General features: G+C 65.4%; 8 protein-coding genes and 1 pseudogene. 4 read left to right on the forward strand and 5 right to left on the reverse strand.

The annotated features are described in order from the left end of the window. Nucleotides 1–52: 52 nt before the first annotated feature. Nucleotides 53–1,435 (forward strand): sensor histidine kinase, encoded by a 1,383-nt coding sequence (locus tag PSQ40_RS14165; protein ID WP_273952394.1) that lies wholly within the window; start codon nt 53–55, stop codon nt 1,433–1,435. Between the two features lie 50 nt (nt 1,436–1,485). Here the strand turns inward: PSQ40_RS14165 and PSQ40_RS14170 are convergent, their stop codons facing one another. Next, on the reverse strand, nt 1,486–2,502 hold the full coding sequence (locus PSQ40_RS14170) for a tripartite tricarboxylate transporter substrate binding protein (protein ID WP_273952216.1): 1,017 nt from the start codon (nt 2,500–2,502) through the stop codon (nt 1,486–1,488). 187 nt (nt 2,503–2,689) lie between these two features. Then, nucleotides 2,690–4,237 (reverse strand): methyl-accepting chemotaxis protein, encoded by a 1,548-nt coding sequence (locus tag PSQ40_RS14175; protein ID WP_273952218.1) that lies wholly within the window; start codon nt 4,235–4,237, stop codon nt 2,690–2,692. On the opposite strand from PSQ40_RS14175, the gene PSQ40_RS14180 reads away from it, so the two are divergent. Continuing rightward, complete coding sequence (locus tag PSQ40_RS14180) at nt 4,236–4,508, forward strand: hypothetical protein (RefSeq protein WP_273952219.1); 273 nt, start codon at nt 4,236–4,238, stop codon at nt 4,506–4,508. The genes PSQ40_RS14175 and PSQ40_RS14180 overlap by 2 nt on opposite strands. 375 nt (nt 4,509–4,883) lie before the next feature. After that, nucleotides 4,884–6,230, forward strand: a pseudogene (locus tag PSQ40_RS14185) (IS3 family transposase). Between the two features lie 155 nt (nt 6,231–6,385). Here the strand turns inward: PSQ40_RS14185 and PSQ40_RS14190 are convergent. The 3 genes from PSQ40_RS14190 to PSQ40_RS14200 all read right to left on the reverse strand — a co-directional run bounded on the left by PSQ40_RS14190 (nt 6,386) and on the right by PSQ40_RS14200 (nt 10,818). Then, the gene (locus tag PSQ40_RS14190; protein ID WP_273952221.1) at nt 6,386–8,161 is read right to left on the reverse strand and encodes a SulP family inorganic anion transporter; all 1,776 of its coding nucleotides are present in this window, start codon (nt 8,159–8,161) and stop codon (nt 6,386–6,388) included. Between the two features lie 2 nt (nt 8,162–8,163). Beyond that, nucleotides 8,164–9,843, reverse strand: a complete 1,680-nt coding sequence (locus PSQ40_RS14195; protein ID WP_273952222.1) for a TIGR01244 family sulfur transferase — start codon at nt 9,841–9,843, stop codon at nt 8,164–8,166. Between the two features lie 78 nt (nt 9,844–9,921). Then, the gene (locus tag PSQ40_RS14200) at nt 9,922–10,818 is read right to left on the reverse strand and encodes an MBL fold metallo-hydrolase (protein ID WP_273952224.1); all 897 of its coding nucleotides are present in this window, start codon (nt 10,816–10,818) and stop codon (nt 9,922–9,924) included. 264 nt (nt 10,819–11,082) lie between these two features. Between PSQ40_RS14200 and PSQ40_RS14205 the strand changes: the two genes are divergently transcribed. Further along, on the forward strand, nt 11,083–12,495 hold the full coding sequence (locus tag PSQ40_RS14205) for a sigma-54 interaction domain-containing protein (protein ID WP_273952225.1): 1,413 nt from the start codon (nt 11,083–11,085) through the stop codon (nt 12,493–12,495). The last annotated feature ends 168 nt before the right edge of the window (nt 12,496–12,663 follow it).

Here is a 12,663-nt window from a genome sequence, read left to right on the forward strand (position 1 = left end):
CGGCCTGACCCGCCTGCGTGAGCGCTTTCACCGCACCAGCCTGTGGCTGCGCATGGTGTTGGTGATGCTGCCCATCTTGCTGCTGGTCACGGCGGTGGAACTGTGGATGACCCGGCAGGAAGCCCTCGAGTCCGCCAATGCAGCCTACGACCGATCGCTGCTGGGCGCGCTCAAATCGATCGACGCCAACATCTCGACGGCCTCCGGCGGCCTGTCGGTCGAACTGCCGTACACGATGTTCGAGTTCTTCGAGCTGACGGCCAGCGGCCAGGTGTTCTTCCGGGTGGCCACCTCGGATGGCCTGGTCGAACTGGGCAGCGCCGACCTGCCCCCGCCGCCACAAGCCCCGCCGGTGGGCGTGCCGGTGTTTTACGACGCCAGCTACTTTGGCGAGTCGGTGCGCCTGGTGGCCTACTACCGCGTGCTCGAACGCACCCCGACCGGGGCGGAGGAACGCGGGGTCATGGTTCAAGTGGGCGAGAGCACGCGCTCGCGGCAGGCCTTCACCGAGCGTTTTGTGCGCAGCGCCGCGATCCGCGACGCCATCGTGCTGGGCTTCCTGATGCTGGGCGCGGCGGCCGTCTTGCGCGTGGCGCTGTCGCCGCTGGCCCGCCTGGCCCGCGACGTCGAGGCCCGGCCGCCCGAGGACCTGACCCAGATCGACAACCAGCGCCTGCCCGCCGAGATCAGTCCGCTGGTGGGGGCCGTCAACCACCACATGGCGCGCATCCAGGACCTGATGGCCTTGCAGCGGCAGTTTCTGGACGATGCCTCGCACCAGCTGCGCACCCACCTGACCACACTGCAAATGCAGGTCGACTACGCCAAGCGCGAAGCCGACCCGCACAAGATCCGCCAGGCCCTGGAGGCCTTGAGCGACGAAGTGGGCCGCGCCTCGCGCAGCTCGCAGCAGCTGCTGACGCTGGGCCGCAGCGATGCGGTGCCCGTGTCGATGGCCGCGTTTGAACTCGAACCGTTGCTGCGCGAAGTGGCCCTGAGTGGGCTGCCACAGGCGCGCGCCAAACGCATCGACCTGGGCATCCAGACGCCCTCGCCCGGGGCCAGTGCGCTGGGCGACCGCACCTTGCTGCGCGAGGCCCTGAGCAACCTGGTCAGCAACGCGATTGCCTACAGCCGCGCCGAGGGCCGCGTGACGGTCTACGCGACCAGCAACGAGCAGGGCTGGACCTTGAATGTCGAAGACGACGGCCCCGGGCTCAGCGAGGCCGAGCGGGCCACCCTGGGCCAGCGCTTTCGCCGCGGGGCCCAGGCGTCGAAGGGGGGGTTTGGCTTGGGGCTGGCCATTGCACGCTCGATCGCCGAGCGCCACGGCGGCCAGCTGCGCCTGGAGGAGCCCGCCTCGGGTCAAGGCCTGCACGCCGTGATCGCCTGGCCTCCGCCCCCGGTCCGGCCCGCGGGGCCGCAGGACGCTTAGGCGCCGCGCGGGCGCCGGGTGCAGGCCTGCGGCGAGGTCCCGCAGCCCGTTCACCGGGCCCAGCGCCGCAAGCCCAACTCGGTGGCCAAGGCCCCGTACTGCACCAGTTGCTGGTCGACATAGGCCTGAAGCGCCGGGCCCGTCATGGGCAGCGGGTACAGGCCATACTGGCTCAGCAGCTGGCCATAGCCAGGGGCCGCCATGGCCTCTTTGAAAGCCCTGGACCAGGCGTCTGACAGCGCCTCCGGCGTGTTGGCGCTCAAGTACAGCCCACGCACGGTGGGCCACACCACATCGACCCCTTGCTCACGCGCGGTCGGGACACCTTTCAAGGCCCCCTCCAGGCGCTGGGCCGACAACACCGCCAGAAAGCGCAGGTTGACCCCGGCCTTCATCGCCTTCAACGCCTCGGCGGCATCGCCCGGAAACACATCGATGTGGCGTCCCTGCAGCGCCCGCAGCGCGTCGCCCCCGCCCTCGAACGAGACAAAACGCAAGGCTCGGTGCTCGCCGCCGGCCGCGCGCACCAGGAGCGCGGCCTTGACCCAGTCCTGGCTGCCAATGCTGCCGCCGGCCCCGAACACAATCCGCGACGCCGGTTGCTTCAGGGCCTGGATCAGATCGGACAGCTGCTGGTAGGGCGAGTCTTTGGCCACGGCGATGACGCCGTAATCGGAGCCCAGCACCACCACCGGCTTCATGGCCGACGGCGGGTGGGGGCCAAACCGGCCCTGGGCCATGTTGAGCAGGGAGCCACTGGAAAACGCCACCAAGGTCGACGCGCCCCCCAACTCGCCCGAGGCCACCCGGTCAAAAGCCACCGCGCCGATGCCGCCCGGCAGCAGCCTCTGCTTCAGATCGGGCCGGGTCGGCCGCACCGCCTGCAGTGCATCGCGGGCCAGCGCACAGGTCAGCGCAAAGCCCCCGCCGGCCTTGGCGGGGATGATGCAGTCGGCCTCCTGCAGCGAAGGATCAGGCCGGGGCCGGTCCTGAGCGTGTCCCAGCCCCGCGCCCAGCGCCAGCAGCAGAGGCCCACAGCGCCCCAGGCGCAACAGCGTTTGAATCATGGTGGTGGCCCTCATTGGGGGCTTGTCTCCGTGGCAATGGCCCGCCCCAGCAGCCGGGCTTGGCGCTGACCATTCTAGAGAGATCAAGAACCCGGCGCCGAGTCGGCCCCGGTGACCCTGGGCCTCCACGCGGGTCGCCACCACGCCCCGGCCGGTGGCCCTCAGGCCCCAGGGAGCTGCCGCGCACTCAAGCCGAGAAGACTTTGACCGCCTGCACCAGCCGATCGGCCTGGGCCCCCATGCTGTGGGCGGCCGCACTGCTTTCTTCCACCATGGTGGCGTTTTGCTGAGTCATCTGGTCGAGCTGGGCCACCGCGCTGCCCACCTGCGAAATGCCCCGCGCCTGCTCCCGCGATGCGGCAGTGATTTCAGCCACCAGCTTGTTGACCCGCTGCACTTGCTGCACCAGATCGCGCAGCGTTTGTCCGGCATCGGCGACATGCTGGGAGCCGTCTTGCACGGTGTTGACCGAATCGGCAATCAGCGCCGAGATCTCTTTGGCGGCCGCGGCGGAGCGCCCCGCCAGGCTGCGTACCTCGCTGGCCACCACCGCAAAACCACGCCCTTGGTCACCGGCCCGCGCGGCTTCGACCGCCGCGTTCAACGCCAGGATGTTGGTCTGGAAGGCGATGCCATCGATCACCTGAATGATGTCGGAGATCTTTTTGCTCGAGCCGGAAATGCGCGCCATGGTGCTCTCGACATCGGTCATGGCCTGGCCGCTTTTCTCGGCCACCAGGGTGGCCTCAGCCGTGATCTTGCTGGCCTCTTGCGCGGACTCGGAGTTGTTCTGGACCGAGGCGGTCTGCTGCTCCATGGCCGCAGCGGTTTGCTCCAAGGTGGAGGCCGATTGCTCGGTGCGGCTCGACAGGTCGTTGCTCGACCGGGCCACCTGCTCGCTGGCCGCCTGCACGCTGGTGGCTTGCTCCAACACATCCGACACCAGCGATTGCAGGTTCAGGCCCGCCTGGTTGATGGCGCGCGCAATCAGGCCAATGTGGTCGGTTCGGTGCAAATTCAGGTCGCGGGCCCGTTCGCCCGATGCCACTTGCTGCGCCGTGCCCAGGATTTGGTCCAGCGGACGGATGATGTTGCCTTCGATCACCACATCGGCCACAAGCAGGCTCAGCACGACCGTCGCGGCCAGCCCCAGCCACACCAAAGTCGGCAAGCCGGCCGCCGACAGCGCGAGCACCGAGAGCAGGGCCACCGCCAGCAAGGGCAACCGGACGCGCCAGGCCGTGGGCAAGGTTTGCCAGGCGCTGGTCCAGCCCAGCCAGCCGCCACGGACAATCAAGCCGCGGTCAAATTTGAGGCCGCCCGCGGTGCCGGCTTTGAAGCGCGCATAAAGCTTTTCGGTCGCCTCCACCTCCTGCCGTGTGGGCTGGGTTCTGGCCGACAGGTAACCCACCACCCGCCCCTGGCGCCGCATGGGCGAGGCGTTGGCCACCACCCAGTAGTGGTCGCCATTGGCCCGCCGGTTCTTCACCAGCCCGCGCCAGGATTGACCGGCCTTCAGCGTGCGCCACATGTCGGCAAACGCCTCCACCGGCATGTCGGGGTGTCGCACCATGTTGTGCGGCTGCCCAATCAGTTCGTCCACCTCAAAACCGCTGGTGCGAATGAAAGAGGCATTGGCGTAGGTGATGCGGCTGTCCAGGTCGGTGGTGGACAGCAACGTCTCCGTGGCGGGGAACAGGTACTCCCGTTGCGTGACAGGCAGGTTGGTACGCATGGACTGGCTCCTCAGGGTGGGCGACAACAAAGAAACAGAACGACGGCCGAAAATTAAATTTGCGCTTTTAATTTGCTTATTTCTGCAAAAACGTTATTTTTTGTCAAAACGCATCTCCCTGTTTTTTGTAGGCAATTTGAGCGCCACCCAACGCCAAGCCCCGCACAACGCCCCTCCAATGATCTGCTTCAAGCGCGATCTTCAGGGATCATGCGCCGTCAGCAACGCCCCGGCCGCGACCGGACCGCGCCGCACTGACCGCCCAGCTTGAAATGATAAAAATCAGCTCACCGACACTGACCGCGGCCTTGAAAAGGACGCCGCGCTTGAGCGAAACAGGCCGTTGACGGGTGCGGGGGCCCTGACCTGAGGCGCAGGCCCTGAGCTGAGGCGCAGGCCCTGAGCGTGCAGAGGCGACCCCCAAGCAGGCTGGTCGACTGGTTGAACCACACGGATCGGGTGAATGGGTGGCGAGGACCAGTACCGCGGGTGCCCACAGCCTGCCCCCAAACACCCGTCGGCCTTGGCGTTCTGTCAGCGCCAGTTGTGACGGCTTGAGACAACAAAAAACCCGCCTGGCCATGCGCAGTGAATCGCCCCGGGTTTGAACTGCCCCCCAGAAGTTGGACAAACTTCAAGGGGTTACATGAAGAAGTACAAAACGGAGTTCAAGCTGGAAGTGGTCCAAAGCTTCTTGGCTGGCGAAGGCGGCGGGAAGCTTTTGGCTCGGCGGTGGTCGGTGCCTGAGGAGAAGGTTCGCACTTGGGTGAGCCACTACCGCCTGCACGGCATAGACGGATTGCGCCCCAAGCGCAGCACGTACAGTGCGCAGTTCAAACTGCAGGTACTGTCCCATCAGGATCGCGAACAGCTCTCCAGCCGCCAGGTCGCGGCGATCTATGACATCCGCAATCCCAACCAAGTCGTGGTCTGGCGACGCAATCTCGATCAAGGCCGCCTGCAGGCTATCGCGAACGAGAAAGAAGAGCGTCCCAAGATGAAGCTGGAAGGACGCTGCGCAGCGCTGTCGAACAAGGTTGCCGCCGACGCAGTGCAAAGCCTAAGAGAAGAGAACGAACGACTGCGTGCCGAGGTCGCGTACCTAAAAAAATTGCAGGCCTTGATTCGGTCGAAGAGATCAGCTGCGCCGAAAAAGCGCATCTGATTGCCGGGTTGAGGCATCACCATAAATTGGCATACCTGTTGCAGGTCGCAGGCCTGCCACGCAGCACGTTCTACTACCAGTGCCAGGCGAGCCAGCGCGCCCACCGGCAAAGCGCCTTGGAGGCCAGGATCCGCACTGTCTATGACGAGCATAAAGGACGCTACGGCTACAGACGGATCACGGCCGCGTTATGCAATGGGGTGGCGGAACCGGTCAACCACAAGTGCGTGCAGCGTCTGATGCAAAAGATGGGGCTACGTGCATTGATCCGGGCGATGAAGCGCTCCTGGCATGCCCCGGGCACGAGCGATGCGCACGTACCCAACGTTCTGCAGCGCGACTTCTGCGCGACCGCGCCGAACCTGAAATGGGCGACCGATGTCACCGAGTTCAATATAAGCGGCCAAAAGCTCTACCTGTCGGCCTGCATGGACCTGTATCGTCGCGTATCGCATGGCAAGGCGGCCGGTCTTCGAGATGGCTTCCAGCGTGCTTGAGGCCGCGCTCTCGCGGACGAATTGCGTCGCAGGCCTAATCGTGCATTCCGACCAAGGTTGGCACTACAAGATGCAGCCCTACCGAGCGATGCTCGTGCGACGCGGAGTCGAGCAAAGCATGAGCCGCAAGGGCAACTGCTTCGACAACGCGGCGATTGAAAGCTTCTTCGGCACCCTGAAAGCCGAGTATTTCCATCTCGAAAGGCCCGATAGCATTGATGCGCTCGAAGCGGGCGTGCATGATTACGCCCACTACTACAACCACGAGCGCATCAAGCTCAGGCTGCAGGGGCTCAGTCCGGTGGGATACCGGCTGAGAAACACCACCTGATCGGCGGCAAGGCAACCGTCCAACTTCTGGGGGTCAGTTCAAACCCGGGGCGATTCAAAAGGTTCGGGGCACAACCAAGGGTACTGGCGCGGAGCAAACGCTCATAACGCATTGGTACCGCACCGCAAGCCATCCACGCGGTGGCCGTCAGGCCCTCAGATCACCGGAAAAAACGTCCCCTCGCGCTCCGGGTCTGGCGCCAGCACCTCGGGCGTCAGGGCGCTCACCGCTTGGAAATGGCTCAAGAACACCCGGCCGCTGAGATGCCGCAAGAAATCAGTGCCGGCCAAATGGTCCATCACTGGCCCTTTGACTTCTGACAGGTGAAACGCCACCTCGGCCGAGCGCAATCGGTGGTCAATGGCCTCGAGACTTTCGAGTGCGCTGGCGTCAATGCTGTTGACCGCCGAGCATTGCAGCACCACATGGCGAAGCGCGGGCTGCTGCGCCAGCGCGAGGTTGATGCGGTCCTCCAGCAAGCGCGCGTTGGCAAAGTAAAGGCTCTCATCGACGCGCAAGCCCAGCAAAGCGGGCGAGGTCCGCACCTGGTGCCGGTCGACATTGCGAAAATGCTCGGTGCCCGGCACCAGCCCGACTTCGGCCATGTGGGGGCGACTGGTACGCCAAAGGTGCAGCAGCAGCGACACCCCAACCCCCACCATCAGGCCCAACTCCACCCCCACGCCCAAGGTCGCGGCCAGGGTGACCGCCACCGCGGCAAAGTCGATCTTGGAATACGCCCAGGTGCGGCGCAGGATGCCCAAATCCACCAGGGACAGCACGGCCACGATGATGGTGGCCGCCAGCGTGGCCTGCGGCAGGTAGTACAAGGCCGGGGTCAAATACAAGGATGCCAAGGCCAGCCCCCCCGCGGTCAGGATGCCGGCCGCCGGGGTCTGGGCCCCGGCATCAAAGTTGACCACCGAACGGGCAAATCCCCCGGTGACCGGAAACCCGCCACTCAAGGCCGCCCCCAGGTTACTGGCCCCCAGGGCCACCAGTTCTTGGTCGGGGTCAATGCGCTGACGCCGCTTGGCTGCCAGGGTCTGGCCCACCGACACCGACTCCACAAAGCCCACCACGCTGATCAGCAGCGCAGGCACGGCCAGGTCGTGCCACAGCGGCAGGCTCCATTGAGGCCAGGTGAAGGGAGGCAAGCCTTGCGGGATCACGCCCACAATCTTCATCCCAGCCTGCTGCCAGTCCAGCGCCCAGGCCAGGGTGGTGGTGACGGCGATGGCCAACACCGGGCTGGCCTTGACGCAGGCGTCGGCTGCTCTGAGGCTCAGCCCGGCGCGTTGCAGCAGCGGCTTCAAGCTGCGCCGCCCCCAGAACAAAAAGGCGGTGGTGCACACGCCCACGAACAAGGTCAAGCTGTGGACCCGGTCCAGTTGCCGGGCCAGCGACAGCAGCAAGGCCAGCAGGTTGTGCCCCTCGGCTTGGACGCCCATCAGGGTCTTGAGCTGGCTGGCCGCGATCAGCAGGCCTGAGGCCGAGATGAAGCCCGAGATCACTGGGTGGCTGAGAAAATGGGCCAGGAAGCCCAGCTTCAACAAGCCCATCAGCAAAAGGATCAAACCCGACATGAAGGCCAGGGTGATGGCCCCGGCCCAGTAGGCTGCGCCATCGACCATCGACAACTGCCCCAGCGCGGCGGCAGTCATCAGCGAGACCACCGCTACCGGCCCCACCGCCAGCACCCGACTGCTGCCCAAGACGGCATACACCAGCAAGGGCAGCACACTGGCATACAAACCCACCTCGGGCGGCAGGCCAGCCAACATGGCGTAAGCCAGGCTCTGCGGGATCAGCATGATGGTGACAATCAAGGCCGCCAGGCCGTCGCTCATCAACGTGTTGCGTTGGTAAGTGCGGCCCCAGTCCAGGATCGGCAGTGTGGGCAGCCTGTGCCGCCAGGTGCGTGCGACCATGATCACCCCACCATTTCCGGATGCGCCAGCCATTCACGCCCTTTGAGCATCCCCTCCCAGTACAGCGGCGGCAAGATGCGCTCCTTGAGCAGCCAGGCCAACGAGGAGGGCTGGGTGCCATCGATCAGCCAGCTTGGAAAACTGGGCGCCAGCTTGCCCCCGTAGGTGAACTCGGCCAGCACGATCTTGCCCCGCTCCACCGTCAGAGGACAGGAGCCATAGCCGTCGTAGCGGGCCTCGCTGGGTACCGGACCCGGGCCACTGTGCAGCCCGCGCAGGAGGTTGTGTGCCACCACCGGGGCCTGTTTGCGAGCGGCCGCCGCGGTCTTGGCATTGGGTGTGTTGGTCACATCGCCCAAGGCGTAGAGGTTGTCAAACTTCTTGTGCCGCAGCGTGGCGGGGTCAACGTCCACCCAACCCGCAGCGTCGGCCAACGGGCTGACGCGAATGAAGTCGGGGGCCTTCTGGGGTGGCACCACATGCAAGAAGTCGAAGTCCGTGGTGACGACCTCCTTGCGGCCGTCCGGCAGGGCCTGGCTGAAGGTAGCGACCTTTCGCGCCCCGTCCACCGCTGTCAATGTGTGACCAAAGTTCAGGCCGATCTGGTAGCGCTGCACATAGGCCATCAAGGCGGGCACATAGTCGGCTACACCAAACAACACGGCGCCGGCGTTGAAAAAGTCCACCTGCATGTCCTTCAGCACCTGACTGCGCAGCCAATGGTCGCACGAAAGGTACATGGCTTTCTGGGGCGCACCCGCACACTTGATGGGCATGGGGGGCTGGGTGAACACCGCATGGCCTTTCTTGAAATCCTGCACCAGGCGCCAAGTGTAGGGCGCCAGGTCAAAGCGGTAATTGGACGTGACCCCGTTTTGCCCCAGGGTCTCGCTAAGGCCTTCGATACCGTGCCAGTCGAGTTTGAGGCCAGGACAAACCACCAGTTGCTTGTAGCGCACCACGCGGCAACCATCCAGGATCACCGCGTTGCGCTCGGGCTCGAACGCGGCCACCGCCGCCTTCAGCCAGTGCACCGAGCGGGGCAAGACCGAGCCCATGGTGCGCGCTGTGGTGTCGGCGTCAAACACCCCGGCCCCCACCAAGGTCCAGCCGGGTTGGTAGTAGTGCACATCGGCCGGGTCGATCATGGCGATGTCCAACTGGGGGTCGCGCGCCAGCAGGCTGGACGCGGTCGCGATCCCGGCCGCCCCGCTGCCGATGATCACGATGTCGTGACTGGCCTCGGCCACTTCCACCGGGGTTTTACCGCCATTGGCGATGCGACGCACCAGGCCGCTGAGGTCATAGCCTGCCTGCGTGGCCCGGTCCACCGTCAGCGACATGGGTTGCTGGCCGGCCACGGCCAGGGCCCACATCGAACAAGAGCGCATGCCCGTGCGGCAATATGCCAGAACTGGCTTGGGCAAGCGCTGCAAGGCTTGCCCAAAGGCCACGCCATCGGCATCGCTGACCTTGCCCGACAGGACGGGCAGGTACATGGCCTCCAGGCCCAGCGCGCGGGCAGAACGCTCGATCTCGCTGAAGTTGGGCTGGTCGGGGCCCTCGCCATCGGGTCGGTTACAGATCACGGCGCGAAAGCCCGCTTCGGCCAGCGCGGGTAAATCCTCGACCCGGATTTGTGGGCCGACTGCGATCTCAGGGGTCAGGGTGCGGATGTCCATGGTTTGTCTCGATTCTTGGTTTGGTGGGGACAGGGGTCGCAAGCAAGGCCTCACGCGCAGGAGCGTGCGCGGGCCGGGTCACACCGCATTGAGCGGAATCTTCAAATAACGGATGCCGTTGTCTTCGGGCTCGGGCAGGTGACCGGCGCGCATGTTGACCTGCACCGAAGGGAGGATCAGCACCGGCATGTCCAGCGTGGCATCGCGCGCCTGACGCATGGCCACGAACTCCGCTTCCGTGATGCCGTTGCGCACATGGACGTTGAGCTCGCGCTGCTCGGCCACCGAACTGACGAACTGCACTTCGCGCCCGCCCGGCTGGTAGTCGTGACACATGTACAACTGGGTGTCGGGCGGCAGGCTGAGCACCTTGTTGATCGAGCGGAACAGGGTGCGCGCGTCGCCCCCCGGGAAGTCGCAACGCGCCGTGCCATAGTCAGGCATGAACAGGGTGTCGCCCACGAAGGCCACAGTCTGTTCGCCATCCTCCACCACATAGGTCATGCAAGCTGGGGTGTGGCCCGGCGTGTGCAGGGCGCGCGCGGTCAACTCACCAATGTGGAAGACCTCCTCGTCGGCCAACAGCTTGTCGAATTGACGGCCATCTCGCGCAAAGGCGGTGCCAGCATTGAACAATTTGCCAAACACCCCCTGCACCGTGGTGATGTGCGATCCAATGGCGAGGCGCCCTCCCACCTTGTCCTGTAGGTAGGGGGCGGCAGACAGGTGATCGGCATGGACATGGGTTTCAAGCAACCACTCCACTTGCGCACCCAGGGTCTGCAGGCGAGACAGCAGGTGGTCGGCGGACGCGGTGCTGGTGCGGCCGGACTTGGGGTCGTAGTCCAGCACGCTGTCCACCACAGCGCAGCGCCGGGTGGCCGTGTCCATCACTATGTAGCTCACGGTCCAGGTTTTGGGGTCGAAATGGCCCTCCACATGCAGGCGGGGGGCAGTCTTGTTCAGCGAGGTCATCAGCGTCTCCAGGTTGGCAGCCTTGGCTGCGGTGTGACAGGGATGAATCAAGACCTGTGCCAACACGACCCGGCACCCTAAAAATGATTTAAGTCCTTGTTTTTAAAAGGACTCAACACCCACCAGACAGGCACTTTGACGCTCAGGCGAGGGTAAACGATGAGCTGCCACTGCCAAATTTGACTGCCAAAGACTGACAGACAGCCTGGCCTTGACGGACAATGGCGGTTCCCTTCACCCATGGGCCCCAGAGGCCGGGACGACATGGCCACCCCCTCCGAAGCGATCCAGGACCCCGAGCCCCGCGCACTCGACAACCCCCAGGTGCAGGCGCTGGTGTCTTACCTCGACTACGAGGCCCAGCCGATGATCGTGTTGGACCCGGACTACCACATCCTGGCGGCCAACACCGCCTACCAGCGCCAGTTTGGCGCCCGAGGCCAGAACTACGTCGGTCAGAAGTGCTACCAGGTGTCGCACCACTACGATGTGCCTTGCGACCAGGCCGGCGAGCATTGCCCCATGAAGAAGGCCCAAGAGCTGCGGGGCCCCGACCGGGTTTTGCACATCCACCACACCCCGCGCGGCCCCGAACATGTCGACGTCGAACTGCGGCCCATCCTCCAACCGTCTGGCGCGATCGTCGCCTATGTGGAGCGCGTGACCACGCTGCGCAATGCCTCGGTGAAAGCGCGCTCGCAGGGCCTGGTGGGCCACGCCGACGTCTTCAATCAGGCGCTGTTCAATGTGCAGCGCGTGGCCCCCTCTACCCTGCCCGTCCTGCTGCAGGGAGAGTCGGGCACCGGCAAAGAGCTGTTCGCCCGCGCCGTGCACGAGGCCAGCGAGCGTGCCCAAGGCCCATTTGTGGTGGTGGACTGCTCTGGCTTCAGCGAGACCTTGTTCGAGAGCGAGTTGTTCGGCTACGAGAAAGGGGCCTTCACGGGCGCCATTGGCCGCAAACCTGGCCTGGTCGAGACGGCCAAAGGGGGCACGCTGTTCCTCGACGAGATCGGCGATGTGCCACTGCCCATGCAGGTCAAGCTGCTGCGGCTGATCGAGACCGGCACCTTCCGGCGCGTGGGCAGCGTGGAAACCCAACGCGCCGACTTCCGGCTGGTGGCCGCCACCCACCAGCCCTTGCAGGCCATGGTCGAGGATGGCCGCTTCCGTCGCGACCTGTACTTCCGAATCGCGGTGTTTCCGATCGACCTGCCACCACTGCGCGAACGACTGGACGACCTGCCGGTGCTGATCGAATCCATCCTGCAGCGTGGCAACCGCCTGGGGGGCCGTCTCACCGTGGACGACGAGGCACTGGCTGCGATGCGGGCCTACTCCTGGCCGGGCAACATCCGCGAACTGCGCAATGTGCTGGAACGGGCTCGCCTGCTGGCCGACGACGGTCAGATCCACCGCGCCCATTTGCCCTCGGCCCTGTTGCGCCGCCCAACCCAGCCCGGCCCCCAGGCCTGCGCCATGGGGCCTCTCCCCAACCCGGGCCACCCGCCCAGCACACGTCCCGCCCCGGACGTCCCTACCGCCCCAACGGCAGTGCCACCAGCCGACCTGGCCACCGCCATCGCCACCTTTCAAGGCTCGCGCAAGGCGCTGGCCCAGCACCTGGGCCTGAGCGAGCGCACCCTGTACCGGCGACTCAAGGCCCTGGGGCTGGCCTGAGACAAGCGCGGGTCGCCCTTGCCACGGTGGCGCGCAGGGCGCGGTGAGCGCCATCGCACCGCCCTGCCCCTGCAGACAAGCACTACTGACACTGCCACCTCTGCCACAAGAGGCGATTCATGGCAGTGTCGGTATGCCACCCCGTGCTGACAGCTGTACCCAATCGAT

The sequence above is a fragment of the Curvibacter cyanobacteriorum genome, assembly GCF_028649475.1.
Lineage (GTDB): Bacteria > Pseudomonadota > Gammaproteobacteria > Burkholderiales > Burkholderiaceae_C > Curvibacter > Curvibacter cyanobacteriorum.

Excerpts from the sequence above, each read along its gene's own strand:
- PSQ40_RS14195 (WP_273952222.1), bottom strand. The coding sequence starts at position 9,843 with ATGGACATCCGCACCCTGACCCCTGAGATCGCAGTCGGCCCACAAATC.
- PSQ40_RS14175 (WP_273952218.1), bottom strand. The coding sequence starts at position 4,237 with ATGCGTACCAACCTGCCTGTCACGCAACGGGAGTACCTGTTCCCCGCC.
- PSQ40_RS14170 (WP_273952216.1), bottom strand. The coding sequence starts at position 2,502 with ATGATTCAAACGCTGTTGCGCCTGGGGCGCTGTGGGCCTCTGCTGCTG.
- PSQ40_RS14165 (WP_273952394.1), top strand. The coding sequence starts at position 53 with ATGGTGTTGGTGATGCTGCCCATCTTGCTGCTGGTCACGGCGGTGGAA.
- PSQ40_RS14180 (WP_273952219.1), top strand. The coding sequence starts at position 4,236 with ATGGACTGGCTCCTCAGGGTGGGCGACAACAAAGAAACAGAACGACGG.
- PSQ40_RS14205 (WP_273952225.1), top strand. The coding sequence starts at position 11,083 with ATGGCCACCCCCTCCGAAGCGATCCAGGACCCCGAGCCCCGCGCACTC.
- PSQ40_RS14190 (WP_273952221.1), bottom strand. The coding sequence starts at position 8,161 with ATGGTCGCACGCACCTGGCGGCACAGGCTGCCCACACTGCCGATCCTG.
- PSQ40_RS14200 (WP_273952224.1), bottom strand. The coding sequence starts at position 10,818 with ATGACCTCGCTGAACAAGACTGCCCCCCGCCTGCATGTGGAGGGCCAT.